The 25,258-nt window shown below is 63.1% G+C and carries 22 protein-coding genes; 8 read left to right on the top strand and 14 right to left on the bottom strand.

Features of this window, described 5'->3' with window-relative positions; all coding sequences use genetic code 11:
- Nucleotides 1-10: 10 nt before the first annotated feature.
- From NDI72_RS08305 to NDI72_RS08285, 5 genes are all read right to left on the bottom strand, one after another.
- A complete protein-coding gene (locus NDI72_RS08305) occupies nt 11-1,648 on the bottom strand; it encodes a N,N-dimethylformamidase beta subunit family domain-containing protein (RefSeq protein WP_283800189.1) in 1,638 nt (545 codons plus the stop codon).
- A gap of 4 nt (nt 1,649-1,652) precedes the next feature.
- On the bottom strand, nt 1,653-2,417 hold the full coding sequence (locus NDI72_RS08300) for an amino acid ABC transporter ATP-binding protein (protein ID WP_281431869.1): 765 nt from the start codon (nt 2,415-2,417) through the stop codon (nt 1,653-1,655).
- Entirely contained in the window at nt 2,414-3,073 is a 660-nt protein-coding gene (locus NDI72_RS08295) for an amino acid ABC transporter permease (protein WP_065815904.1), read from the bottom strand. The genes NDI72_RS08300 and NDI72_RS08295 overlap by 4 nt, the downstream gene beginning before the upstream one ends.
- Before the next feature lie 11 nt (nt 3,074-3,084).
- Nucleotides 3,085-3,732, bottom strand: a complete 648-nt coding sequence (locus NDI72_RS08290) for an amino acid ABC transporter permease (RefSeq protein ID WP_283800186.1) — start codon at nt 3,730-3,732, stop codon at nt 3,085-3,087.
- A 71-nt stretch (nt 3,733-3,803) separates the two neighbouring features.
- Nucleotides 3,804-4,562 (bottom strand): ABC transporter substrate-binding protein, encoded by a 759-nt coding sequence (locus tag NDI72_RS08285; protein WP_502888383.1) that lies wholly within the window; start codon nt 4,560-4,562, stop codon nt 3,804-3,806.
- A 153-nt stretch (nt 4,563-4,715) separates the two neighbouring features.
- Between NDI72_RS08285 and NDI72_RS08280 the strand changes: the two genes are divergently transcribed.
- A complete protein-coding gene (locus NDI72_RS08280) occupies nt 4,716-5,675 on the top strand; it encodes a LysR family transcriptional regulator (protein ID WP_206544597.1) in 960 nt (319 codons plus the stop codon).
- A gap of 4 nt (nt 5,676-5,679) precedes the next feature.
- On the opposite strand, the gene NDI72_RS08275 is transcribed toward NDI72_RS08280, so the two are convergent.
- Nucleotides 5,680-6,105, bottom strand: coding sequence for an acyl-CoA thioesterase (locus tag NDI72_RS08275; RefSeq protein ID WP_206544598.1), 426 nt, complete (start codon nt 6,103-6,105; stop codon nt 5,680-5,682).
- 261 nt (nt 6,106-6,366) lie between these two features.
- Between NDI72_RS08275 and NDI72_RS08270 the strand changes: the two genes are divergently transcribed.
- The 7 genes from NDI72_RS08270 to NDI72_RS08240 all read left to right on the top strand — a co-directional run bounded on the left by NDI72_RS08270 (nt 6,367) and on the right by NDI72_RS08240 (nt 16,286).
- Nucleotides 6,367-7,689: an ABC transporter substrate-binding protein gene (locus tag NDI72_RS08270; protein ID WP_283800181.1), complete on the top strand. Its 1,323-nt coding sequence runs from the start codon at nt 6,367-6,369 to the stop codon at nt 7,687-7,689.
- A complete protein-coding gene (locus NDI72_RS08265) occupies nt 7,686-9,689 on the top strand; it encodes an ATP-binding protein (protein ID WP_283800179.1) in 2,004 nt (667 codons plus the stop codon). The genes NDI72_RS08270 and NDI72_RS08265 overlap by 4 nt, the downstream gene beginning before the upstream one ends.
- Nucleotides 9,686-11,047: a sigma-54-dependent transcriptional regulator gene (locus tag NDI72_RS08260; RefSeq protein WP_283800178.1), complete on the top strand. Its 1,362-nt coding sequence runs from the start codon at nt 9,686-9,688 to the stop codon at nt 11,045-11,047. The genes NDI72_RS08265 and NDI72_RS08260 overlap by 4 nt, the downstream gene beginning before the upstream one ends.
- A gap of 172 nt (nt 11,048-11,219) precedes the next feature.
- Complete coding sequence (locus tag NDI72_RS08255) at nt 11,220-12,575, top strand: extracellular solute-binding protein (protein ID WP_206544600.1); 1,356 nt, start codon at nt 11,220-11,222, stop codon at nt 12,573-12,575.
- A 136-nt stretch (nt 12,576-12,711) separates the two neighbouring features.
- A complete protein-coding gene (locus tag NDI72_RS08250; protein WP_113154157.1) occupies nt 12,712-14,439 on the top strand; it encodes an ABC transporter permease in 1,728 nt (575 codons plus the stop codon).
- A gap of 1 nt (nt 14,440) precedes the next feature.
- On the top strand, nt 14,441-15,565 hold the full coding sequence (locus NDI72_RS08245) for an ABC transporter ATP-binding protein (RefSeq protein WP_283800177.1): 1,125 nt from the start codon (nt 14,441-14,443) through the stop codon (nt 15,563-15,565).
- Nucleotides 15,558-16,286: a histidine phosphatase family protein gene (locus NDI72_RS08240; RefSeq protein WP_224873275.1), complete on the top strand. Its 729-nt coding sequence runs from the start codon at nt 15,558-15,560 to the stop codon at nt 16,284-16,286. Before NDI72_RS08245 ends, NDI72_RS08240 begins: the two co-directional genes overlap by 8 nt.
- Nucleotides 16,287-16,372: 86 nt before the next feature.
- On the opposite strand, the gene NDI72_RS08235 is transcribed toward NDI72_RS08240, so the two are convergent.
- The 8 genes from NDI72_RS08235 to NDI72_RS08200 form a co-directional block, all read right to left on the bottom strand.
- Nucleotides 16,373-17,443 (bottom strand): siderophore-interacting protein, encoded by a 1,071-nt coding sequence (locus NDI72_RS08235; RefSeq protein ID WP_283800176.1) that lies wholly within the window; start codon nt 17,441-17,443, stop codon nt 16,373-16,375.
- Between the two features lie 135 nt (nt 17,444-17,578).
- Complete coding sequence (locus NDI72_RS08230; RefSeq protein ID WP_206993933.1) at nt 17,579-18,457, bottom strand: hypothetical protein; 879 nt, start codon at nt 18,455-18,457, stop codon at nt 17,579-17,581.
- Nucleotides 18,458-18,494: 37 nt separating this feature from the next.
- A complete protein-coding gene (gene gad, locus NDI72_RS08225) occupies nt 18,495-19,874 on the bottom strand; it encodes a glutamate decarboxylase (protein ID WP_206544605.1) in 1,380 nt (459 codons plus the stop codon).
- A gap of 127 nt (nt 19,875-20,001) precedes the next feature.
- Complete coding sequence (locus NDI72_RS08220; RefSeq protein ID WP_283800175.1) at nt 20,002-21,117, bottom strand: linear amide C-N hydrolase; 1,116 nt, start codon at nt 21,115-21,117, stop codon at nt 20,002-20,004.
- 166 nt (nt 21,118-21,283) lie between these two features.
- Complete coding sequence (locus tag NDI72_RS08215; protein ID WP_283800174.1) at nt 21,284-23,008, bottom strand: FUSC family protein; 1,725 nt, start codon at nt 23,006-23,008, stop codon at nt 21,284-21,286.
- On the bottom strand, nt 22,995-24,044 hold the full coding sequence (gene mdtN, locus NDI72_RS08210; RefSeq protein ID WP_283800173.1) for a multidrug transporter subunit MdtN: 1,050 nt from the start codon (nt 24,042-24,044) through the stop codon (nt 22,995-22,997). The genes NDI72_RS08215 and mdtN overlap by 14 nt, the downstream gene beginning before the upstream one ends.
- Nucleotides 24,045-24,047: 3 nt before the next feature.
- Entirely contained in the window at nt 24,048-24,344 is a 297-nt protein-coding gene (locus tag NDI72_RS08205; protein ID WP_222473794.1) for a YtcA family lipoprotein, read from the bottom strand.
- A gap of 98 nt (nt 24,345-24,442) precedes the next feature.
- The gene (locus tag NDI72_RS08200) at nt 24,443-25,258 is read right to left on the bottom strand and encodes a DUF481 domain-containing protein (RefSeq protein WP_283800172.1); all 816 of its coding nucleotides are present in this window, start codon (nt 25,256-25,258) and stop codon (nt 24,443-24,445) included.

Below are 25,258 nucleotides of genomic sequence, written 5' to 3'. Positions count from 1 at the left end.
CGTGTCTCGCTCAGCGGGAGAGGTAACGGTCGAGGACATTCGATGTGACGCGTTCGACCATCGCGTCACCGCGTTTCAGCGCGGCTACCCATTCGCAGCTTCCGGCGTGGAACACCTCGCCACGGCCGCGCGGGAAATTGACGATCATGCCCGAGCCGCGCTTGATGCGGTTCACGGCCTCGTCGGACTGGTTGCCGACCAGCGTTTCGGCGACGAATTTTGCGTCGGCGTCGGAGAGAAACTGGTCGTCGGCGGGAATGTCGGCGCTCTCCTCCTTGAGGGAGGACATGCCGAGCGCCAGGATTTCGAGCCCTTCGGGCGCGCCGGAATCCTCCGTCGGTTCCGGCAGACCGCCGCGGATCACATAGTCGAGCCCGTCCACTTCATAGCCGAAGGCGTGACCATCCGCGCCCAGCAGGTCGCCGTAATAGATGCCGGTTCCGGCGAAGGCCCAGTGCTCGGGCCGGTAGACGGGGAACCCGCGCACGCCGCGCGGCGCGCAGCCACCCCAGCCCACATAAAGGCCGCGCAGGGCGTTGAGGCCGAATGTCCCTGCGGCTGGCCGTCCGGTCTCTTCAGCTTCCCAGCAGCCGGAGGTGCGGCGTTTGTCTTTCGACTGGTAGACCGGGTCTTCCGCGCGGGCGCGGTATTTGTAGCAGACCTGCTTCTTGCCATCGTCTTCAAGCCGCGTCTGCCACATGAAGTTGCCGGCGAAACGGGCCGCCCTGCCGCCATTCTCGACATAGTTGTCGACAGCGTCGCGCATTTCCCATGTCCAGTATTCGTCATGGCCGACGAAGACCACGCAGTCATAGCCGTCGAGGATTTCCGGCGTGAAGTGCAGCTCGTGCTGGCTCGCCAGGTCGACCGCGTAGCCGGCGCGTTCCGCCCAGCGGAAGAAATGGCTGTCATAGCTCGCCCAGCCTGCGGAGGCGTATTTCTTGGAATAGCCATTGGCATAGGCCCATTCCATGTGCGGATAGCGCGGGGGTGCAGCCGGCGGGGTGTAGATCTCCAGCGGCACGCGTGGCGCACTCTCCGGCAGAACTGCGAAGCCACGGCAGAACGGGCGCTCGGTGCTGACCATGGGCGCATACTGATTGCGTCCGGGGCCGGTGATGCCCTGATAGTGGTTGGAGCCGCCCCAGGTGTTGTAGGCCGTCCAGGTGCCGGTGGCGGCGACCTGCAGAACGCGGCCGGGCTTGCGACCGGCAAGCGGGCGCACGATGAACACATGGTGGCAGGTGACGGGGTTGCCGTCGCGGCCCTCTGCCGTCAGCGTGATGCGATAAGCGCCCGACGGCCAGTCCTCACCGATGCGGAACGCGTGGGAGACGGACCAGCCGCAACCGATGACGGAGCACTGGTCGGGCGTGTCCTGCCAGGCGGCGGCAAGGCCGTCCTGCGACAGGACAGGGGTTTCGGTCGCTCCGTCGCGCACGATCTCCAGCCGGTATCGGGAAGCGGTCGCGCTGACATGCAGATTGACCGTCGCGCCGGGCGGATAGGCATAGGCGTCGGTGTAGCACCAGATTTCGCCGCGTGCGCCATCCATGCCGGGAATTTCGTAATAGTGGCCCAGAACCGCCTCGCGGCGTTGTTCCGGCGTCAGCCCGAAATCGGGGAATTCGGTTTCGATGATATGCATGGTCTCAGGCGGCAAGATACTTCTTGAGGAAGGAGCGGGTGCGCTCCTGCTTGGGGGCGGTGAAGATCTCGCCGGGCGGGCCTTCCTCCACCACGACGCCGCCATCCATGAACAGGACGCGGTCGGCGACCTCGCCGGCAAAGCGCATTTCATGGGTGACGATCAGCATGGTCATGTGCTCGGCGGCGAGCTGCTTCATCACCATGTTCACCTCGTCGACCAGCTCGGGATCGAGCGCGGAGGTGGCTTCGTCGAAGAGCATCACCTTGGGCTGCATGGCCAGCGCGCGGGCGATGGCCACGCGCTGCTTCTGGCCGCCCGACAGGCGGGAAGGATAGGCGTCGATCTTGTCGGCGAGGCCGACCTTGGAAAGAAGCTCCAGCGTGAGTTCGCGCGCTGCGGCCTTGCTCATCCCCTTGAGGATGACCGGACCCATGGCGATGTTGTCGTGCACGGTGAGGTGCGGGAACAGGTTGAAGTGCTGGAACACCATGCCCATCTGCTGGCGCACCGCATTGATGTGGCGCTCGAAGGCGCGTCCGGTGAGCGGCTGGTTGACCTGAACGCCATCGAGCCAGACCTCGCCGCCATTGAGCGTTTCAAGGTGGTTGATGGAACGCAGGAGCGTGCTCTTGCCGGAGCCGCTGGGGCCGATGATGGCGACGATCTGGCCGCGCTCGACGGAAAGGTCGATGCCTTTCAGAACCTCGAAGGAGCCATAGGCCTTGCGGGCGTCCTTGACCTCGACCATGGGGTTGCGGGTGCTCATCGAGAGACCTCCACTTTCTTTTCGACCTGCCGCAGGCCCGCTTCCAGAACGAGGTTCAGGATGTAGTAGAGCGCGGCGGCCGTGATGTAGAATTCGAACGGACGGAAGGTTTCGCTGATGGCGAGCTGGGCGGCGTGGACCAGTTCGGCGATGCCGATGACCGAGACCAGCGAGGATTCCTTCAAGAGGGCGATCATGTTGTTGCCGATGGGCGGCGCGGTGTTGCGCACGGCCTGCGGGATGACGACGTAGCGCAGCGTCTGCCAGCGGCCGAAGCCGATGCTGCGCGCGCCCTCGGACTGCCCCGGATCGACAGCGGTGATGCCGGCGCGCAGAATGTCCGCATTGTAGACGGCGAAGTGCAGGCCAAGACCGATAATGCCGGCGCCAAGTGCGGGAATGTCGATGCCGATCTGCACGAGGCCGAAATAGATCAGGAAGAGCTGCAGGAGCAGCGGCGTGCCCATGAACAGCCACATGAAGAAGCGCACGGGATAGGCGATGACCGCCGGGGCGTAGAGCACGGCGACGGCAAACAGAATGCCGCTGAAGAAGCTCAGTATGGACGATGTGACGGTGAGAACGATGGTCCACCAGACACCCATCCACAGGAGGCCGAGATAGGGAGTGACAACGCTGAAATCCAAACCTTGCATGGGTCGCTCCCTCAGCTCAGCGCGTAGCGGCGGTCGAGCAGGTCGACGACACGCGCAACGGCATAAACGATGATCATGTACAGAAGGGCGGCGACGCCGAAGATCTCGAACGGCTTGTAGGTGGAGCCGATGAAGCGCTGTGCGGTATAGGTGAGTTCCACCACGGAGATGGTCGAGACCAGGGCGGAACCCTTCACCAGCGCGACCGTGTTGACGCCGAGCGGGCGGATCATCAGACGGGCGGCCTGCGGCAGCACCACCTTGCGCATGGTCTGCGCCCGGCCGAAGCCGATGGTGCGCGCGGCTTCCGTCTGGCCCTTGTCCACGGAGAGGATCGCGCCACGGATCGATTCAGCCATATAGGCGCCGATGTTGAGGCCAAGACCGATGACGCCGGCGGCAAAGGCGTCGAGATGGATGCCGATCTGCGGACCGCCGAAATAGAGAATGAAGAGCTGGATCAGGCAGGGCGTGCCGCGAAAGATGCTGACATAGACCGTGCCGAGCGTGCGAATGATGCGCGAGCGCGACAGTTTGGCGGCGGCGGCAAGCGAACCGGCGGCAAGGCCGAGAACGAGCGCCAGCGCGGAAATCTGAACGGTGACCAGTGCGGCTTCCAGAAAGAACGGAAAGACGCGCACCATCAGGGAGAAATCCATACGGAAGCTCCGGAAAGGGGCAGGCGGGGCGACCGGCGCTGGAACGCGCCGGCCGGATGGTCATTGCGGGATCAGCGGATGTCGCTGCCGACCCATTCCATCGAGATCTTCTCGTAGGTGCCGTCTTCCATCATCGCGTCGAGCGCTTCCTGCATGGCGGCTTTCAGCTCGGGGCTGTTCTTGCGGATGGCGATGCCGATGGCCACTGCGCCGCCCTCGATGTCCGGGGTATCGAGCATGCGCACCTTGTCGCCGGTTTCCTTCACGGCCACGCGCACGGGGATGTTGTCGACGACAATGGCGTCGATGCGGCCGGACTTCAGCTCAAGCAGCAGCTCGGGCAGGCCCTTGTAGGTGCGGATGTCCCAACCGCCCTTTTCGCGCGCCCACTTCTCATGGGTCTCGCCGAGCGTCACGCCGAGAGTCTTGTCCTTCAGATCGTCAAGCGCCTGAACCTCGGAATCTTCCATCACGAACACGGCGCGGCCGGCATGGTAGTACGGGCCTACGAAATCCACGACCTTCTCGCGCTCCGGCGTGATGGTCATGGAGCCGACGATGGTGTCGTATTTGCTGGCCAGAAGGCCGGCGATGATGCCGTCCCAGGCGGTGGTGACGATCTCGCCCTCGACGCCCAGACGCTTTGCGATTTCCATGCCGATGGACGCATCGAAGCCAACCACCTGGTTCTGGTCGTTGACGAAGTTGAAGGGCGGGTACTGGCCCGACATGGCGATTTTCATCTCGCCGGCTTCCTTGATCGCTTCCAGTTCGTTGGCCCCGGCGGAAAACGCGCCAAACGAGGCGGCGAGGCCGAGCGAGACGGCCATCAGGCGAGACAGAATCTTGGTCATGAGATTGGGTTCCTCCGTTCCTCTGGGTGAATGCTGTTCTGATTTTTTGCAGGTCATTCGTGTTCATGATTGCGTTTGCCAATGCATTACGCAAATAGATAATGGGAATAGAAATCATAGATTTGGTGAATGATGAATCAGCGCACTGACAGGCTCGTCTGGGACCTCGACTGGAACCTTCTGCGCACCTTTGTGGTGATCGCCGAGGTGAAGAGCATCACCGGCGCGGCCGACCAGCTGAACCTCAAACAGCCCTCAGTGAGCAACGCGCTGAAGCGGCTGGAAGATCGCATCGGACGGCGGCTGGTCGAGCGCGACGCAACGCGCTTCGAACTGACCGAGGTGGGCGAGCTCCTCTACGAGCAGAGCATCGAGGCGTTCGGCGCGATCTCGCAGCTGCCGCTCCTGATGCGCGGCATCAGCGACGAGGTGACGGGGCATGTGACCATCGCGCTCGCAAGCCATGTGGAATCGCCGCTGTTCGACCGCGCGCTTGCGGAATTTCACAAAAACTATCCGCGCGCCAGCATCACGCTGAACGTGTTAACGAGCATCGATGTGGCCAGGCAGGTGCGCGAGCGGCGGGCCTCGTTCGGCATCTGCCTTGTCAGCCAGCGCGACCCGGCGCTGGATTACACGATGGTCTATCGCGAGTTCTTCGGCTTCTTCTGCGGCCCTGAACACCGGCTGTTCGGCCATCACGGGTTGAAGCTTTCCGATCTGAAGGGCGAGACTTCCGTTTCCTTCCATACGGACCACATCTCGGATTCGCTGCGTCCGGTGGCGCTGTTGCGCAGCGAGGCCAAGCTGGACAGCAGCGTGGTTGGCGTTTCCTCAAGCCTTGAGGAGGTGCGGCGCATGATCCTTGCCGGGCTCGGCATCGGCCCGCTGCCGCTGCATGTGGCGCGGCGCGACGTCAATGACGGGCTGCTGTGGCGTCTGCCGCCCTATGACCGGCCGCCACAGATCGACATCTTCATGCTGACCAATCCGGAAAAGGTTCTGAACCGGGCGGAGAAGGCGTTGATCTCCGGGCTCCAGACACTGATCGCCGAAACCCCGTTCGAGGAACGCGTTTACGACCGCTGAGGCGTCAGTCCGAAGCGACGAGCAGCGCTTCGCCGCGGGCGCGCAGGCCGGTTTCGAGTTCCGCGGAGCGGCGTGCCTTGAGATCGAAGCGCACCGTGGTGGTGCGGTTCACGGCGCGCACGACCCCATCGATGCTGCCGGTCATGACCTGCTCGAAACTCACCGACGAGCGCCCCAGACGCGTCACATGGGAGTGGATCGTCAAAAGCGCGCCGGCTTCGGTCTCGTGCTTGTATTCCGTCTCGCTGCGCACATCGGCCCAGCCAAGGTCGTGGTTGTCGATGGCCTCGGGGCCGGCCAGATGGCCGAGCAGCTGAAAGCTGGCGTCATCGAACATCGCCGCATAGTGGCGCACATTCATGTGCCCCATCGTGTCGCACATCCATGGATGCGCCACGCTGACGAGGGTTGTGAGCCGGGAAGATGCCATGATGCGCCTCTTGGTCTGCGGGTGGTCGATTGACCGGTGCAATCTACGCGGCCTGACGCAATAGTCCACCAGGCGCATCTCGCATGTTGACGTGCTTTGTCCGGGTAAGGCAGGAATGGCGCTGGCGCGAAGTTGGGATGTCGCGCCGGAACTGGCTAAGTGGCGGGGCCTTGAGGGCTGCGCTATCGTGACAGGGGGAGGTTGATGCGCCGAGGAGGCGCGGCGATGCCGTGCGGCCTGGCCTCCCTGGGAGGAGAGCCTTTGCGCAGATTGTTACATTGCTGGGTGGTGTCGGCCTGCGTCTGGCTGTCGGGGGCGGCGTTTGCACAGGCCGCCGACACGGGATGCCGGCTCCAGATCATCACCTCCTACCCCGAAAGCTTTTACCGGCCTTTTGTGGAGCGGTTCTCCAGCGATTATGGCCGCGCCTGCGTGACCAACAAGAACACGATCGCGCTGATGCGGCACATGCGTGAAGGTCGCCGCCCGGTCGCCGATGTGGTCTGGACAAGCTCGCCCGTTGCCTTTGCGGCGCTCGATGCCGACGGCCTGCTCGATCACCGGCCGGAGCTTTCTTCCGATCCGTCGCATTTCGGCGGGCTGGTGGTGGATGATGCAAGCGGCGCGCGTTTCGGCTTCGCGCTGTCGCAGATCGGCCTGATGTGGAAGCCCGATGGCGAGACGATAGGGCCAACCGCCGAGGTGGAGCTTCTGGCGCAGGACCGCTATCGCAACCGCATCGGCATGACATCGCCGGCGCGCAGCGGGACCACGCATCTGTTCGTCGAGACCGTCCTGCAGAACCTGGGCTGGGATGAAGGGTGGGCGCTCCTGTCGCGTATCGGCAGCAATCTGGCCACTGTCACGGCGCGCAGTTTCGGCGTGCGCGAGGGCATCGCCCGAAACCGGTTCGAGCTGGGCATTGGCATCGACTTTCTGGCCAAGGCGACCAATGAAACGCAGCCGCCCATCGCCTTTGCGCCGCTGCGTGACAGTGCGGTCTTCCCGGCCAGTGTCGGCATTGCCCGCACCGGCGCGGAGAACCCGCTGGCGGTGGATTTCGTTGAGTTCCTGCGCTCCGACACGGGGCAGAACCTGCTCTTGCGCCCCGCCATTGCGCGCATCCCCGTCAATCCGGACCTCTGGGGGCAGGTGGGGTTCGAGCCTGAACACAGCGCAGGCGCGGCCTTCGATGCGGCCCTCGCCGCGCGCCGCCTTCCCATCGTCAATGCGCTGTTCGACGAGATGATCACCTATCGTTATCTGGAACTCGCCGAGATCCGGGCCGGCATCGACCGCCTCGTGGCGGCCCCGGAAGCCGCTGACGATCCGCAATTGCGCAATCTCATCGCCGAGGCGCGCGACCGGGTGGAGACCGTGCCGGTCGCCTCCTTCATGTCGGATGCCGCAGAGCTGATTTCGCAGCTCGAAGGAAGCGATCTCGTCGATCTTTCCGCCGATGGCGAAGGCACATTGCGGGACAGCTGGTCGCGCGACTTTTCAGGCCGCTTCAGCCGCGCCCGCGAACTGATCGCGCGCGGAGACGCCCGGCTGGCCGAACTCACATCCGGGCGCGCGCCGTGAACGGCCATTCCACCTCCCTGCGCAGCAAGCTTCTGGTCGCCATGGCGACGATTGCCGGTTTCGCCATCGTGGCGATGCTGGTGGCGAATTTCACGCTGGGCAATGTCGGCAACACCATTTCCAATCTGGCGTCGGACAATCTCAAGACGGCGGCGGCCAGCGCCCGGCTGGCCGAAATCGGTCAGGCCATTCGCGTCGATGTGCCCATGCTTGGCAGTGCGCGCACACGGTTCGAACGGGAATCCGCGCTTGAGCGGCTCGAGGACCATTTCGGGCACCTTCGCCAGCTTCTGGCGACGGGCATGGGAAAGGATGAGGCGTTCAGCGGGCTGGGTGGCGTGCTGGCCGAGGTGGAGGCCAATGTGCTGGCGCTCGACCGCAATGTGGCGCGGCGCTTCGTTCTCGCCAAGCAGCGGGAGGAGGAGACGGCGCGTCTCAACCGTCTGCACGGCGATTTTCTGCTGGAGGTCGATCCGCTTCTGGTGGACGCCAAGTTCAATGTGGAATCGGCGCTTGAGGCGCGGGCCGGCGAAGGCCTCGCCGACAATGCGCGGCGCAGTCTCGTCGAGCGCGAGGTGCGTCTGACGGAGGCGCTTGGCCGTCTGCACGCCAGCGCCAATCTGGCGGTGGGGATGATCCTGCGCGGCGCGAGCGAGACCGATTTCCGCCTGATCGAACAGTTGCAGGGGCGGCTTGCGGAAACGGTCGATGAGGGCAACGCCAATGCGGCGCTGATCGCGAGCAATGCAAGCGCCATCACGCTGCGCCAGATCTGGGACGACATCGCCCTGTTCGCCACCGAGCCGGACAACCTTCTGGATCGCCGGTTGAACGAAAGCGGGCTTCTGGCTGAAAGCGCGCAGTTACAGGAAATGAACGCCTCGCTGCTTGAAGAGCTTGGCAATGTGGTTGCCGGCGCGGTGCGCGAAAGCGGCCTTCGGTCGAGCCTTGCGTCTGTGGAAATCAACGATGTCCTGTCGGGCTGGCGGGTGTTCAACGCGTTCAGCACCGCCATTCTTCTGCTCCTTCTGCTCGCCTTCTCCTACTTCTTCGTGCGCGGGCACCTGTTCCAGCGTCTGATGAAGGTGCTGGAGGCGATGGGGCGCATTGCGAGTGGTGAGAAAGGCATTCAGGTGGGCGTTTCGGGTTCCGACGAAATCGGCCAGCTTGCGGATGCGGTTCGCCTTTTCCGCGACAAATCCGAAGCGCTCGACCAGCGGGCGCGCGAGCTGCGGCAGGCCAATGTCAGCCTGACATCGGAGATCGAGCGGCGCAGACAGGTGGAGACCGAACTGCGCGAAACGCAGGCAGAACTTGTGCAGGCGGCAAAGCTTGCCGCCCTTGGGCAGCTTTCGGCGGGTATTGCGCATGAGTTCAACCAGCCGCTGACGGCGATGGGGTCCTATACGCACAATGCGCTGCGCTATCTGGAGCGCGGCGACATCGACAAGGGCAGGGAGAAGCTGGGCGACATCGAACGGCTGATCAAGCGGCTGGCGAAAACCTCCAATCATCTGAAGACCTTCGCCCGCAGGCCGCAGGATGTGCTGGTGCGCAACGATGTGACGGAGGTGGTCGCGAACGCGCTGACCCTGTTCAAGGAGCGGATCGAGCGGCAGGGGGTCGCGCTTGTCATGGAGCACCCGCCGCACCCGGTTCACGTGATGACGGAGCCGGCACTTCTGGAGCAGGTGCTCGTCAATCTCGTTTCCAATGCGCTCGACGCCACCGAGCCGGTTCACCCGGCCCGGCTCACCATCCGCATCAGCGAGACCGAAATGCTGGCGCGCATCGAGGTGGAGGACAATGGCGAGGGCATTGCCGAGGGGCTTGAAGGAAAGCTGTTCGACCCGTTCTTCACGACAAAGCCGCCGGGCGAAGGGCTCGGGCTCGGCCTCTCCATATCGTACAATGTCATTCGCGATCTGGGTGGCCGTCTGGAACTGAAACGCAGGGAGGAAGGCGGCGTGATCGCAACCGTGGAGCTGTTCAAGACATGAATGCGATACCGGTAATTCTGGTGGATGACGACATGGAAATCCGTGACGCCTGGGCGGAGACGCTGGCGCTGGAGGTCTATGAACCGTTCACCTTCGCTGATGGGCGGGAGGCGCTGCGCGTGCTTGACCGGAACTGGCCGGGCGTCGTCGTCTCGGATCTCAGAATGCCCGGCATGGATGGCATTGCCCTTCTGGAGGCCGTTCAGGAGATCGACCGCGATATCCCCGTCATCATCATCACCGGTCATGGCGATGTGCCCATGGCGGTGTCGGCGGTTCGCAACGGGGCCTATGATTTTATCGAGAAACCGGCGGAGCCGGAGGTGCTTCTGGCGGCGGTGGAACGCGGCGCCAGAATGCGCCAACTCATCCTTCAGAACCGCCAGCTGCTCAGCGGTGCGGGCGCGCCCTACGCGCTGGAAAAGCAGCTCATCGGCAACAGCGAGGCCATTCAGCGCTTGCGCAAGCGCATCGCCGCCGTTGCGCTGGCCGACGTCAACACCGTCATCTATGGCGAAACCGGGTCGGGCAAGGAAGTGGTGGCCAATGCGCTGCATTCGCTCGGCCAACGCAGCGACGGCCCCTTTGTCGCGCTCAATTGCGGCGCGCTGCCGGACACGCTGATCGCCAGCGAACTGTTCGGCCACGAGCCGGGTGCCTTTACGGGGGCGGATCGCCGGCGCATCGGCAGGCTGGAACAGGCGAGCGGCGGAACGCTGTTTCTCGACGAGATCGAGAGCATGCCGCTTGCGCATCAGACCCAGCTTCTGCGCGCGCTCCAGTCGCAGACCATCACGCGGCTTGGCGGCAAGGACGAGATCGGCATCGATGTGCGGGTGGTTGCAGCCGCGAAGAAGGATCTCGAAGAGGCATCCGAGGAAGGCACGTTCCGCGCCGATCTCTACTATCGCATCGCCGTCGCGACGCTTTCCATTCCGCCGCTCAGGGAGCGCCCGGAAGATGTGCCGCTTCTTTTCATGCACTATGTACAGCAGGCGGGCCGGCGGATTCAGCGCGGCTTTGTCGAGCCGGACCAGAACCTGCTGGAAGAGCTGAGCCGGCGGCCATGGAAGGGCAATGTCCGCGAGCTGATCAATGTCGCAGAGCGTCATGCGCTGGGTATTGACGGCGAGACGCAGGGCAACGCCATGGGCGGAGCGGAACCCGGCCTTGCCGACCAGCTTGACGCATTCGAAAAGCGCGTTCTTGCCGCAGCGCTGCGCCGGACTGGCGGACGGGTGCAGATGGCCGCCGATCATCTGCGGATTCCGCGCAAGAAGCTCTATCTCAGAATGCAGCGCCACGGCCTCGTTCGGGAGGATTTCATGGAGGATGAGCGTGTCGAAAGTGACACGTGATTGGGGCGGATGTGTCAAAAACGACCCGTTCGCCGGTCAGTTCCGCGTCCTGAATTTCCCATGAACATCAATGGATTGCCGAAAAATTCCGGGCGGTGCGCAAACTGGCACGCCGGTTGCTCCTGATTGTTCGCGATGAAAAAGATCGCGGTATATTTCTGGGAGGAATTTTATGCCTGACATCAAACGCAAGCCGTATCGCACGCTGGGACTGGGGGTCGCGGCCGCGGCCTTGCTGGCGGCGTCGCCGCTTTATGCGGCCGACGACAAGCTCGTCATCGTAACGTCCTTTCCCTCCGATCTGACGGATGTTTTCAAGACCGCCTTCATGAAGGAGAACCCCTCGATTGCCGTTGAGGTGGTGAACAAGAGCACGTCTTCGGGCGTGAAATATCTGATCGAGACGGCGCAGAACAACCAGTCCGACATTTTCTGGGCTTCCGCGCCGGATGCGTTCGAAGTGCTGAAGGGCGAAGAGCTTCTCGGCAGCTACTCCAAAGAGGTCGATGGCATCCCGGCCGATCTCAACGGCTATCCGATCAACGATCCGGACGGCCAGTATCTGGGCTTCGCCCTCTCGGGCTACGGCTTTATGTGGAACACCCGCTACATGGACGCCTACGAACTGCCCGCGCCGAAGGAATGGGACGACCTCGAAAAGCCGGTCTATCACGGCCATGTCGGCATTTCCTCGCCATCGCGTTCCGGCACCACGCACCTGACCATCGAGACCATTCTCCAGGGTGAAGGCTGGGAGGAAGGCTGGAAGACGCTGAAGGCGATTTCCGGCAACGCGAAGACGATCACCGAGCGCAGCTTCGGCGTGCCGGACGGCGTCAACAGCGGTTCCTTCGGCGTCGGCATCGTGATCGACTTCTTCGGATTCTCGTCCAAGGCCTCCGGCTTCCCGGTCGAGTTCCATTATCCGAGCGTGACGGCGCTGGTGCCGGCCAATATCGGCGTTGTCGCCAATGCGCCCAATGAGGGGCCGGCGCAGAAGTTCATCGACTTCCTTCTGTCGGAAAAGGGCCAGGCACTGCTCTTCGATCCGAAGATCATGCGTCTGCCGGTGAACAAGAACGCCTATGCGGGCGCGCCGGAAGGTCTGCCCAACCCGTTCGACGGTTCGATCGAAACCAAGGTGAACTTCGACAGCGACGTGTCGGAGCAGCGCTACAATGTGATCAATTCGCTGTTCGACGTGATGATCACCTACCGGCTTGATGATCTGCGCAACGCCACGGCTGCCGTGCAGGCGGCGGACACTGCGCTCGCCGAAGCCGGCTCCGGCAATGCCGAGGCCGCCAAGCTGATCGAGGAAGCAAAGGCCCTGATCAACGCGCTTCCGGTCTCCGCTGAAGAAGCCGCCGATCCGGACTTCAATGCGATCTTCACGGTGAAGCGCAAAGAGGCCGACACCAAGGTCGAAGGCCGTCAGGCCGAGATCGAGCAGCAGTGGGACGCCATGGTGGTCGAGAACTACCGCAAGGCCACTGAACTGGCCGAGAAGGCCAAGTCTCTGCTTTAGGTCCTCAGGCGTCCATTCGGACGCTCACGGAACGATCTGATCCATTGATTGAGCATCGGGCCGCGACCGGTTCCCGGTCCGATGCTCCAGGGCCGGTTTGGCCATTCAAGATTTCCTGTTCCCACGGAGCATTTCCATGCCCACTGCAGCCCTTCGGCGGCCGGCGCTCAACGTGTCTGTCGGACCCTATCTGGCGGCTGGCATCGTCGTCCTGTTTCTCGGCGCATTTCTGGTTGTCCCGGTTCTGAAAGTCATCCAGGTCGCCTTTCAGGATCCCTCCAGCGGCGCGTTCACCCTGGTGAATTTCCAGGACTTTTTCGCCAGCACGCTGTTTCGCCAGTCTTTCTACAATTCCGTCTATGTGGCGGGCATGTCGGTGGTCATCGCATCCGCGATCGCTCTGCCGCTGGCCTATTTCACCACGCGGTTCAACTTCTCCGGCTCGGTCATCATCCAGACGCTGGCCTTCGTGCCGCTCATCATGCCGCCCTTCATCGGCGCGGTGGCAATGCAGCTTCTGTTTGGCGCGAATGGCAGCGTGAACCTGCTTTTGCGTGAATATTTCGGCATAACGATCCCCTTCATGAAGGGGCTGAACGGCGTCATTTTCGTGCAGAGCCTGCACTATTTCCCGTTCATCCTGATCAATCTTTCGGCCAGCCTGCGCAACATCGACCGCTCCATGGAAGAAGCGGCCCAGATGCTTGGCTCCAGCGGCGTGCGCATGTTCCGGCGCATCGTGTTCCCGCTGGCCATGCCCGGCTATATCGCCGGCGCATCGCTGGTCTTCGTCAAGGTGTTCGACGATCTGGGCACGCCGCTTCTGCTCAACGTCAACACCATGCTCGCCCCGCAGGCCTATCTGCGCATCTCCTCGGTCGGCATCTCCGATCCGATGGGCTACGTGATCTCGTGCATCCTGATCGTGTTCTCGATCTTCGCCATGTGGGTGTCGTTCCTCGGCATGCGCGGCAAGGATTATTCGACCACGCAGAAGGGCGGTGGCGGACTTTCCAGGCGCGATCTGACGCGGCGCGAGGCGGTGCTCTGCTACATCGTCGTTCTGTTGATCCTGGCGCTGGTGCTTGCGCCGCATCTGGGGCTCCTGCTTCTGTCCTTCGGCACGGTCTGGTCGTTCGGCGTCCTGCCCGACGGGTTCACGCTCGCGCACTATGAGACAGCGCTGACCTCGGCCTGGGGCTTCATCCAGAACACGCTTCTCTATGCCGGGCTCGCGGGCCTGATCGACATCATCATCGGCACGGCCATCGCCTATCTGGTTCTGCGCACAAACATTATCGGGCGCAAATGGCTGGACTATATGGCGGTCTCCGCACTCGCCGTTCCCGGCGTGGTGCTGGGTATTGGCTATCTGCGTGTCTATTACGGTGTGGAGATGCCGCTCACCGGCCAGCCTCTGGCAACCTGGTGGGGCATCATCGTGATCGCGCTCGCGGTCCGGCGTCTGCCCTATGCGCTGCGCTCATGCACCGCCGCGTTGCAGCAGATTTCACCGGCACTCGAAGAAGCGGCCGAGAACCTCGGCGCATCGAAACTGCGCACGGTCCGGCGTGTCGTCGTGCCGCTCATGGTGAGCGGTCTGGTGGCCGGTTTCGTGACCAGTTTCGCAACCGCAGCCGTGGAGCTTTCGGCGACGATCATGCTGGTTTCCAGCGAGAAAGACGCGCCGCTGGCCTACGGACTTTATCTTTTCATGCAATCGGCGGCAGGCCGCGGCCCCGGCGCAGCGCTGGGCATCATGGCGGTCGTGATCGTCGGGCTGGCGACCTACCTGTCGCATCGTCTGGTCGAGAACGCCCGCCGCAACCAGGCTGCCGCCAGCGCCCCAGGGGGAGGACATTGAGATGAACATGCCCATGAAATCCATGACGGGCGACGGCCCCGCTGAAACCGCAGACAAAGGCGCAGGCCGGGTGGAGCCGGTCGAGATCGACATTCGCAACGTCTCGCTTTCCTTTGGCAGGACGGAGGTGCTGAAAGGCATCGACCTGAAGATCGAGCCCGGCGAGTTCTTCGCCTTCCTCGGTCCCTCGGGCTCCGGCAAGTCCACATTGCTGCGCGCGATTGCCGGTTTCGGACCGACGCCCAGAGGGCAGATCCTGCTTGGCGGGCAGGATGTTGTCGGCACCGCGCCGTGGAAGCGCAATGTCGGCATGGTGTTCCAGAGCTACGCGCTCTGGCCCCACATGACCGTCGCGCGCAACGTCGCCTTCGGTCTTGATGAACGCCGTGTGCCGAAGGCGGAGACTGCAAAGCGCGTCAGTGCGGCGCTGGAGATGGTCGGCATGAACCAGTATGCCGAGCGTTATCCCTCGCAGCTTTCCGGCGGCCAGCAGCAGCGTGTTGCGCTTGCCCGCACCATCGTCGTGGAGCCGCGTGTTCTGCTGCTCGACGAGCCGCTTTCCAATCTGGATGCGAATTTACGCGTACAGATGCGGCAGGATCTCCTGAAACTGCAAAGGCGGCTCGGCATCACGACCATCTTCGTCACGCACGATCAGGAGGAGGCCAACACGATCTGCGATCGCATCGCGGTCATGGCCGATGGCGTCGTGCAGCAGGTGGGGCGGCCCGACGAGGTTTACGACACGCCGGCCAATGCCTTCGTGGCAAAATTCCTCGGCACGGCCAATGTTCTGGAAGGCGTGGTGGAACAGCGGACGGACGGAAACGCATTCGTGCTGCCGTCCGGCATCGCCATTCCCTGCGCGGCGGATGCAAGACCCGGCGCGGGCAAGCTCGTTCTGCGGCCGCAGAGCATTTCATTTGCGCAGAATGGGGATGCGGATCTCAGCGGCACGGTTCAATCCGCCGAGTTCCTTGGCGGCATGATCCGCTATGCGGTCGAGGTCTCCGGCCAGACGCTCCTCGTGGACGAAGTCCATAACCGTGGCAGCGGGCGGCGGCAGGCCGGTGAGGCGGTCAGTCTCGACGTGCGCCATCAGGAGGGCGTTCTGATCCATGACTGACGAGATGCTTGCCCGTGAAGCGGGTCATGCCGGTGACGCATGTGAGGCGTCGGGCCGGGAGCCCGGCCTTTATCCGCCCATCCTGCTCATCCGGCACGGGGAGACCCAGTGGAACCGGCAGGGGCGATTGCAGGGGCGCAGGGACGCGCCCCTGACGCTCAATGGCATGCGGCAGTGTCTTGCCGTCGCCGCAACGGTCGATGCGCATATGCGAACCCTGCCCGGGGATGTGTGCTTCTGGGTCAGCCCATTGGGGCGCGCCCGGCAGACGGCGTCCATTCTGGCGGATTGCTGGCAGATCGGCTTTGACCGTTTCATCGAAGCGCCCGACATCGCCGAGCGCGCCTATGGCGCCTGGGAAGGAAACACGCTCAGTGACGTGGAGACCGACCGGCCCGAAGAATTCAGGCAGCATGCAGCCGATCCATGGGGCTACCGGGTGCCCGGCGGCGAAAGCAAGGATGAGCTTTTCGCGCGGATCGAAGGATGGCTCGATGGGCTCGACCCTCATCAGGCGCATGTGGTCGTCACCCATAGCGGCTGCTTTCGCGCCATTCGCGCCCTGTGCACGGGCGCATCGCGCGCGGCGACGGAAGCCTATCGCGAGCCGCAGACCACGGCTTTCCTGCTTCAGTCGGGCAGTGAGCGGGAAGTCGCGCCGCCGGCGGCGCTGCTACAGGCTTTTGGTGTTGGCGGTTCCGGCCGCACGGTGGAAATCTGAGCCTTGAAGCCGGGCCGGATCTGAAGTCCGGCCCGGAGCGCAATCGCGTGTCCGGGGACGGAAAACCGGTTCCCACTTTCCTGCCCCTAGTGAACGCCGGCCACGCCGCGCCGCCAGTAGGACACGACCAGATGCTGCCGGTTGGGCAGCCGCAGCTCCTTGCGCAGATGACTGCGGATGGATTTGAAGGCGGAGAACTCGCATCCAGCCCAGACGAAGAGATCGGGATCGTCTCCCTTGATATCCAGAGCTTTTGCCGCCTCTACCAGAAGCGTCGTCGTTCCAGCCTCTGCATTGCCGCGCACGAGCCATTCCAGATCGAGTGTCGCGCGGGTGGAAAGCAGCTGCTTCTCCTCCTCACTGGCGATCTCGATGCGCACGATGGCGTTCGTCTCCTTCGGCAGTCCTTCCAGAATGCGGCCGATGGCGGGCAGGGCGGTTTCATCGCCCAGAAGCACCAGCGTGGCGGTGTGCGGGGCTTCGCCGCCGCCCGGTCCCGTCATGCCGACGATGTGGCCCGGCTTTGCACGCGCCGCCCAGCCTGCGCCGGGATAGGCGTCACCCTCATGGAGAACCATGTCCACGTCGATCAGCCCGGCGGCCACGTCAATCGTGCGGATCGTGTAAACGCGTGCGACCGGGCGGTTTTCATCGTCGGGCCAGACGGCGTCGCCATTCCTGCCGATCTGCGGCCATGAAGGGGAGGTGCTGCCAGCGGGCGGAAACAGAAGTCGCATGTGAAGCCCGTTGCGGGAGAACCGTTCCAGATCCTCACCGGCAAGCCGGACACGCCGCATGGAGGGCGTGAGGTCCTGCGTGGAGACCACCTGCATCTTGCGGAAATAGGGGAGCAGCATGCCGGGCCTGTTGTCGCTGTCCCATGGAAGCTCAATGCCCTTTTCGAGCGATTGCAGGCGGTGGCTGATGCTGAGCTGCAGATAGGCAAGCGACGTACGGTCATCCGCATCGAGGCTGATATCAAGGCCCGATGCCTGCGTCTCGACGGCGATGCGGCCGAATGTGTGCGCGAGCCGCGTGCCCTGCGCCGTCTCTTCGAGAGGCTCTGCGCCCATGCCCTTGATCAGCGCATCCGTTAATCGCGAACCGGCCATCTGCGGGAGACGCAACTGCGCGCGAAAAGAACCTGGCATCGTCATGAATGCACCCTGCTGCAACCGTTGAAATTAAACTTGAGTCTTATAGTCTAATTTATGATTGTTGCAATCGTCGCCGCAGGGCTTTTGCCTGAGGCGGGGCATCCATGGACGGGCGTTCTGCGCCCATCCGGAAAACTACGCTGTTGCCTGTGAGGCGGTTTTGCGGGCGTTGTCGATTGTTTCGACCTGCCTGCTTTCGCGCATCATCAGCACTGCGCCCACCAGAAAGCCCGTGGCTCCAAGGAAAAGATGGATGTTGGCAACATCCGCGATCCAGCCCGGTTCAGGCCCCCTGGGAACGAAGGCCAGAACGCCGGCCGTCAGAAAGAAGATGCAGCCCAACAGGTTGGAAAAGGCGATCCACCAGTCGATGTCGCGCGAGCTGTATGACCAGTAGCCATGGCTGATTTCCATGAAGGCCAGATAGCCGGAGATCATGAACAGGATGGAGCCGACAATGCCGGGCAGCCAGATGGTCAGATCCTGCGCATACCAGCCCGGCAGCGGATGGATGGCGTCGAGCGTGTTGAAGTTGAAGGCAATGGTGCCGACGAACTGCGTGATCGTGCTCAGCCAGCCCAGATTGCCCGGCCGCCAGCCGATCACCCGGAAGGGCTGTGGAGCCGCGCTTGCCTTCGGAGGGGCGTCGTCGGGCGCATTTGCGGCCTGCAGGTTCTGCATGAAGGCAGCGGTGGTGAAGGGGATGGACCCCAGAAAGAAGACGAGGCCGATCTGCCAGTTCGCCAGCGATGTGTGAACGAGGGAGAGCGCCGCGCCGAGCATGAAAAGCGAAGCGCCACAGGCGAAGATGAGACCCATCCACCAATTGTAGGCGGGTTGCCGCCAGGCAGGCGCATCATCGTGCTGCAGGAAGCGGATCAGCCCCTTGCGCCGCTCACGCGATTTCAGAACGATGTGCTGGCCGTGCAGCACGAAACTGCGCAATGTGATGAAAGGCCAGGGGCCACGAGCGTGCGTGGCCCCCTTGTTCCCGGTATCAGACAGCGTGCTCATCGCGTGTCCCGGTTGGAGGGCAGCCGTGAGGCCGCGCTCAATGGTGGAAACCGGAGAAGTCTTCGCTGCCGAGCGGCGTCTTCTTCGGGTGCGCTTCGAGATGCTCGAGCGCGGCCTTCATGTCCTCGATCAGGAGCGAGCACAGATCGAGGCTCACGCCGTTGCGCACGAGAATGCGCTGCACGGCATGGTCCTGGCAATTGGCCGGCAGCGTGTAGGCCGGCACCTGCCAGCCGCGCACGCGCAGACGGTCCGCCAGGTCGAACAGGGTGAAGCCCGGCTCCGTGCCGTCCTTGATCTTCCAGGAAACAGCCGGAATGCCGCGCGCCTTGTCGCCGTCGAAAACGATCTCGAACGGGCCCAGCTTGGCGATCTCGTCAGCCAGATACTTGGCGCTCTTGTAGCAGGCGTTGTGAACCTTGGCGTAGCCTTCACGGCCAAGACGCAGGAAGTTGTAGTACTGGCAGACGATCTGGCCGCCCGGACGCGAGAAGTTCAGGGCGATGTCGCGCATGTTGCCGCCGAGATAATTGACCCAGAAGATCATCTCTTCGGGCAGGTCGGCTTCTTCGCGCCACATGACCCAGCCCACACCCAGCGGCGAGAGGCCGAATTTGTGGCCCGACGCATTGATGGAGCGAACGCGCGGCAGGCGGAAGTCCCATTCCAGCTCCGGTGCGCAGAACGGAGCGAGGAAGCCGCCGCTTGCGCCGTCGACATGGATCGGAATGTCGAGGCCGGTTTCGGCCTGCAGCTTGTCGAGCGCGTCGCTGACAGCCTTGACCGGCTCGTACTCGCCGGTGAAGGTCACGCCGAGCGTCGGCACGACGCCGATCGTGTTCTCGTCGCACAGCTTCAGCACCTCTTCGGGCGTCATCAGCAGGCGACCGTTCTCCATGGGGATCTCGCGGTGCTCGATGTCCCAGTAGCGGGTGAATTTGTGCCAGCAGATCTGCACCGGGCCGGTGATGATGTTGGGCTTGTCGGTGGGCTTGCCCTCGGCCTTGCGTTTGGCTTCCCAGCGGCGCTTCATGGCCAGACCGCCGAGCATGGCAGCCTCGCTCGAACCGGTGGTGGAGCAGCCGGTGGCAGGGCCTTCCGGTGCGTGCCAGAGATCGGCAAGCATGCGCACGCAGCGCATTTCGATCTCCGCGGTCTGCGGATACTCGTCCTTGTCGATCATGTTCTTGTCGATGCAGTCATCCATCAGCTGATGGATTTCCGGCTCTTCCCAGGTCTGGCAGAAGGTGGCCAGGTTCTGGCGTGCATTGCCATCGAGCATCAGCTCGTCGCGCAGGGCGGAATACACATGGCGCGCATCGCGCTCGGTGCCGGGAAACTGCGACTTGGGCAGCGCCTGCGCCAGATCGCCGGCGCCGTAGACTTCGTCCAGATTGTCGTTTCGATGTTTGCTCATGGCGGCTCTCCATCGCGTGGCGGACGGGGGTGTTGCACCAGCCCGTCGGTTATCGAATTCGGTTGGGGCAGGGAGGAGCGTCATGCGGCGGCAAGCGTTTTGCCGGCCGCATGACGTCGTTTCGTGATCAGGCGGCCTTGGCCTGCTTGAGAAGGTCGGTCGCGTCTGCGGAAAGACCGTCGAACTTGTCCATCTGCAGCACGAAGACCTCTTTCGAACCAGCCAGTTCATTGAGGTCGAAGCAGGTGTAGTTCAGGCTGCGATAGGTGCGCAGGTAGAAGCGGCGGCGGGCCAGATCCGACAGGTTCGTCCAGCAGGTGAACTCCGTCGCATAGGCTTCGCTGCTCGAATTTGAGAGGCCTGCGACCTCCAGATGGCCGCCATCCTCGCTCGGATAGTCAATGGTCACGCCGCGCGGGCGGTCGAAATTGTTCATGACATGCGCCAGCGTCTGCACGGCCTGATCGGCGGTCTTCGCCTTCTCGGTGTACTGGGCGTAGTAGGCGGCCCGGACGAAACGTCCCACCGACGTGTTGGAGGCGGGAAGGCCGGCCGTGGCGATCCCTGAATCCGGCTGCACGGCCTTGTAGCTTCCGAAGGTCGCGCTCGTCTTGTCGACATTGCTGAGGAACGTGTAATTGTCGAGATTGGTCAGGTGCCAGCTGAACTCCGGCCCGTTGGTCATCACGCCGACGGGGTTGTCATAGAGCTTCATCTCACCCTTGTTGAACTCGATCACCAGGCAGGCGCCCGATGCGTCGTGAACGACGTAGTGGAACGGCGATTCAACGCCCCCCAGAAGCGCCAGCGCTTCCAGAAGCACCGGCTGCTCGCCGAGGGCCTGCTTGACCTCGGCCACAGTGGCGAATTGGCTGAGCGCCCACGAACCCAGATCCGTGGCCGAAAGCACGGCCTGCGTTGCAGCGACTGCCTTCTGGGCGCCACCGGCAGCGGGGTAGGAGAGGAGGCTGAAGGTCAGCCCGCTTTCGTTCATGCCTTCCAGCGGCTTGAGATCCTGAAAGCCCAGCGGGGCCTCTGCCGTCGGCAGGCGGCCGGGCATGGTTACGGCGACAAATCCGTATTTACCTGTAAACTTGAGGGCCGGGTGACCTTCACTTTCTGAGGAAAACGGAACACCGGCCGGGAAATAGACGACCTGGTATGGCAGGTCGGTCGTAAGCTCCAGTGTCCGCCCGAAATAAACGTTGTCGGAGACGTCGCGGTAAATAAGAGATGTGCACATATACGATATTCCTCAATGCGATTCAGGGAAACACTAAGCTGGCGAACAATACTTGTCCATTAACGTGACATGAGTTCGGTGTTTGCGATTACAAATTTGTAATCTTCTCCAATCTGAGCTTTGAACTCTTTGTTAACCACGCTGTTTCGGTCTCTGGAGCACGGCTTTATGCCCTGGCCTGAAGGCCACAGAGCCGGCTGCGCATTTCCTCCAGCGTCACGCGATACCCATCAAGCTGCTCATTGGGCGCGCGCTCGCTGCGGGGCTCGAAATAGGCCATGTCCAGCATCTCGTCAGCGTGTTCCAGATCGCCAAAGGCACGCATGGAAATCGCCAGATCGCTGTCGCGCCGATCCTTGGTTTCGCCAGCCAGAGATTTGAGATCGCCACTGACGCGGTCGAGCGTGTCGCGCACCTCGTTGACGACGCTTTTCGGCCAGAACTGCGTGAAAATGACGTAGATCACGAAGATGCCGACGAAAATGCCCATGATCCTGTCGCCAGCCTGCGAAAACTCGAAGCTGGGGCCAAATCCGTTCAGCGTGGTCAGCAGGAAGGCGAGGGCGATTTGGACGCCGCTATAGGAGATGCGCTCGTTCCCGGAGGAGACCCATGCGCCCACCAGCGTGCCGGCGAAGACGAGGATCATCAGTCCGCCAATGCTGGTGAGGTGGGGCATGATGAACAGGAGTGCGCCAACGCCCATGGCAGCGCCGATGAGGCAGCCAACGATGCGCAGCGTGAGCTTGCGCACGGTTTCACCCGTCGTGCCGAGCGCGGCCACATAACAGGTGATCAGGGCCGTGTGGATGCCGTCCCACTGAATGCCGGTGTAGATCAGGTAACAGATGATCGCGGCCAGCGAGGTTTTCAGCGCATAGCGCTGGTGATCGGGGTTGGTGAAGGCGTCAGCCGACAGAAGCCGCTGCGGGGCGGGCTTCGGCGACGCGCCGCCATCGGGCTTTGAAAGCGCTGCAAGCGCATAAGAGAGTTTGCGTGCGGCGGTGTTGTCATCGGTCGCGTTTTCGGGTGCAGGGGCAGCCGGGATGCTGCCCGAGGCGATCTCATCGGCAGCCTGCCGGAGTTCACCTGCCAGTGCGCGGGCGCGTTCCGGGGCAATGCTGCCCGCAGGTGCGAGCGACGCAAGCATGACGCGATAGCTGGTCTCGACAGCGCCGTTCAGCCAGGTCGATTTCTCTTTGGAGATCAGGTGAAGCAGCTTCACCGTCAGCATCTGCTGCAGGGAAAGGTCGTTGCCTTCGGCCAGCAGCTCCTGCAGTTCTTCTCCCGCTTCCGGGTTCTCCAGCACGTCGGCGCTGGCGCGCAGGCGTCGCACGATCCTGTTGCGCACCAGTGTCTGTGCGGGAATGCCGAGGACCAGATTGAACAGGATCATCAGGGCCATGGGCATGCAGGCCATTTTCCAGGCCGCGAGAAGCCCCTGATTGCCGATCTGGCCAATCGGCACATCCGTCACCAGCGTCATGATGAAAGCGACGATGAGGCCGACAATGGCGGCCTGCTCTCCGAGCGGTGTGGTCGAGCTCAAAAACAGGAAGACATAGGAGACGCCGAACATGATCGCCAGCCGCATGGCCGGGCTGTCGATGCTCAGATTGATCACCGGGATCATGAGCACGACCACCAGCGTGGCCAGCAGGATCAGCCCGAAACCCATCAGGCAGTTCTGAACGGCGTCTTCCTTCATCAGGAAGATGATCAGGTAGCAGCTGATCGACGCTTCCGGAATCTTGAACATCATCGCCGCAGCGGTGACGATCGCGCACAGAAGCGCGACCCTCCAGGTCAGCCCGAAGCGGCCGGCAAAAGGCTGCAGGTCGGCCCAGGCCTGGCTGAGCAGGCGCGAAAGGGGTGAGCTAGCAGGAGTCATCGCGGTGGATCACCGAAACGGCGGATGCGCCCACTCTCATGAGATCTTCCGGGGGATCGACCAGCCGGATGCGCACCGGAAAGCGCTGCTGAACGCGCACCCAGTCGAGCGACTTCGGAACGATCGGCAGGCCCACCGGCAGGGTGATGAAATCCTTTGACGAAACGCCCCAGCCGATGCTCTCCACGGTTCCCTTGATCGCCCGCTTGCGGTCGGCAAGCGCGTAGACCGTGGCGCAGTCGCCAACGGAAATGCCGGGGAGAACGGTTTCGACATAGGCGGCGGAGGCAAACCACGCATCGGTCTTGATGAGGGTGAACATGGACTGCGCCGGCAGCACATAGCCGCCCTTGCCGACCGTCAGATCGACCACGCGTCCGTCGGCGGGCGCGCGAATGATCGTGCCGGCCAGCTCATGTTCGGCGATGGCGAGGGCGGCCTGACGGGCGCGGATCAGCGCTTCGACGCCTTCTTCATCGCCCACCAGCGCCTCGGCGGCTTCCTGCTGACGCAGCGCCTCGTTCAGGCTGACTTCCGCATCGCGCTTGACGGTCCTGGCGTCATCGATCTGCTGCGCGGAGACATAGCCCTTGGACTGCATCGGAAGCAGGCGGTCGAGCGTCTGGGTCGCCAGTTCGAGATTGGCCGTGGCGCGCGCAACCTGCTCCGCAGCGATCTGCGCATTGGCGCGCTCGGCCTGGATGTTGCGCGTCTGGTCGTGGGCGGCCGCCGTTGCGATCTCCAGATCCGCGCGGGTCTGCTCCACCGCCATCCGGTATGCGGAATCGTCCAGCTCGACAAGAATGTCGCCCTCGCGGACCATGGCGTTTTCGCTCACGTGCAGGGCCTTGATGCGCCCGGCAACGCCGGCGGCGATGCTCACCGTTTCGGCATCGAGCGATGCATCGTCGGATAGCGGATTGGCCTGTGTCTCGAGATGGCTGCGATAGGCGAGCGCGCCTGCGCCGGCGATGATCGCCAGACTGATTGCGCCACCGAGGACGGCGAGAACGCGACGGGAAGGGGAGTGCTTCATTTTCTAGCGCCCAAATGCCAGGAAAGAGATGATGAAGGTGAGCCCCAGAGCCATGCTCATATAGACAGGGACACGCCAGCGCAGGATGTCATCGAGGCCGATCAGGACGAAAACCAGCCGCAGAACGACCGTCAGAATGACGCCGGCAAAAAGGCTGAGCAGCCAGTAGGGGAAAAAACTGCCGAACATGGGCACCGAGGGCGCTGCCGCATGAGCGGGCGCACTGGCGGCCAGAAGCGTGGCCAGCGGCAAGAGGAACCTGAAACGGCCACCGGTGCGGGGGCTGGATTGTCTTCGCACGGTAACCTCCTTTTCGTCTGTCGGTCGTCGCTCCGGACGACGCTGCTGGTTGCGGGCGGTTTTGGGCCATGCATGCCCGAAACCGTTATGCCGATTGGTCAGAAGCGATAGGTAAGACCGATAACCGGCCCGCTCATGGTCGTGTCGAACACGTGCCCGTCATCTTCGTAATTGATGTCGAGATATTTGTAGCCGGCTGACACGGACAGGTGATCCGTCATCGTGTAATTCGCGGTGGCCAGAACCGACCAGGTGGAGTTCGATCCACCGCCAAACCCGCCGACATCGGCCTGTGCCTGAAGCGAGAGCTTCTCCGTCATGCGCAGAAACGCGCGCGCGCCGATGACCGGATCGACCCAGCCGAAATCCTCGCCATAGCTGATCCTGCGCTTCTGGCCGGCGACCTCGACGTCCAGATCGACATCATTCGAGATGTGCCAGAAGCGCACGCCGCCGAGCACGTCGAATGTGAAGTCAGGCGTTTCGATCACGCGGTAGCCGGCCTGCAGCGTCGAGGTGAACTGCCTGGTGTCGATCGATGCATCAAGCCGCACGGAGAGGGGCGGGCGCGGGATCGTGCCGTGGACGACCTTGCTGTCCGTGGTCGAGACGTAGAGCATATCGGCTGAAAACACGAAGCGCTCATACCGGCCCCAGACATTCACGAAGCCGGCGAAGTCGAGATCCTCAATCACGTCGGAGAAGCTCTTTTTGATGCCGATTGTGGGGCCGCGGCGAAACGGCGACACATCGCCGCTGAGGCCCGTGCCCCACACATAGGGCGTGATCTGTAGCACCCACGGGCGCTGGGTTTCGCCCTCGTTCTGTGCGGGAGCAGGAAGGTCCGAGGCCTTCGCGCCAAGTGCAGTCGCTGTAAGGGTGGCGGCAGCCAGAACAGCCAGTGATGCACGCAT

The sequence above is a fragment of the Nitratireductor sp. GZWM139 genome (assembly GCF_030068685.1).
In the GTDB taxonomy this organism is placed as follows: domain Bacteria; phylum Pseudomonadota; class Alphaproteobacteria; order Rhizobiales; family Rhizobiaceae; genus Nitratireductor; species Nitratireductor aquimarinus.
This window is presented reverse-complemented; position numbering and strand designations above follow the sequence as displayed.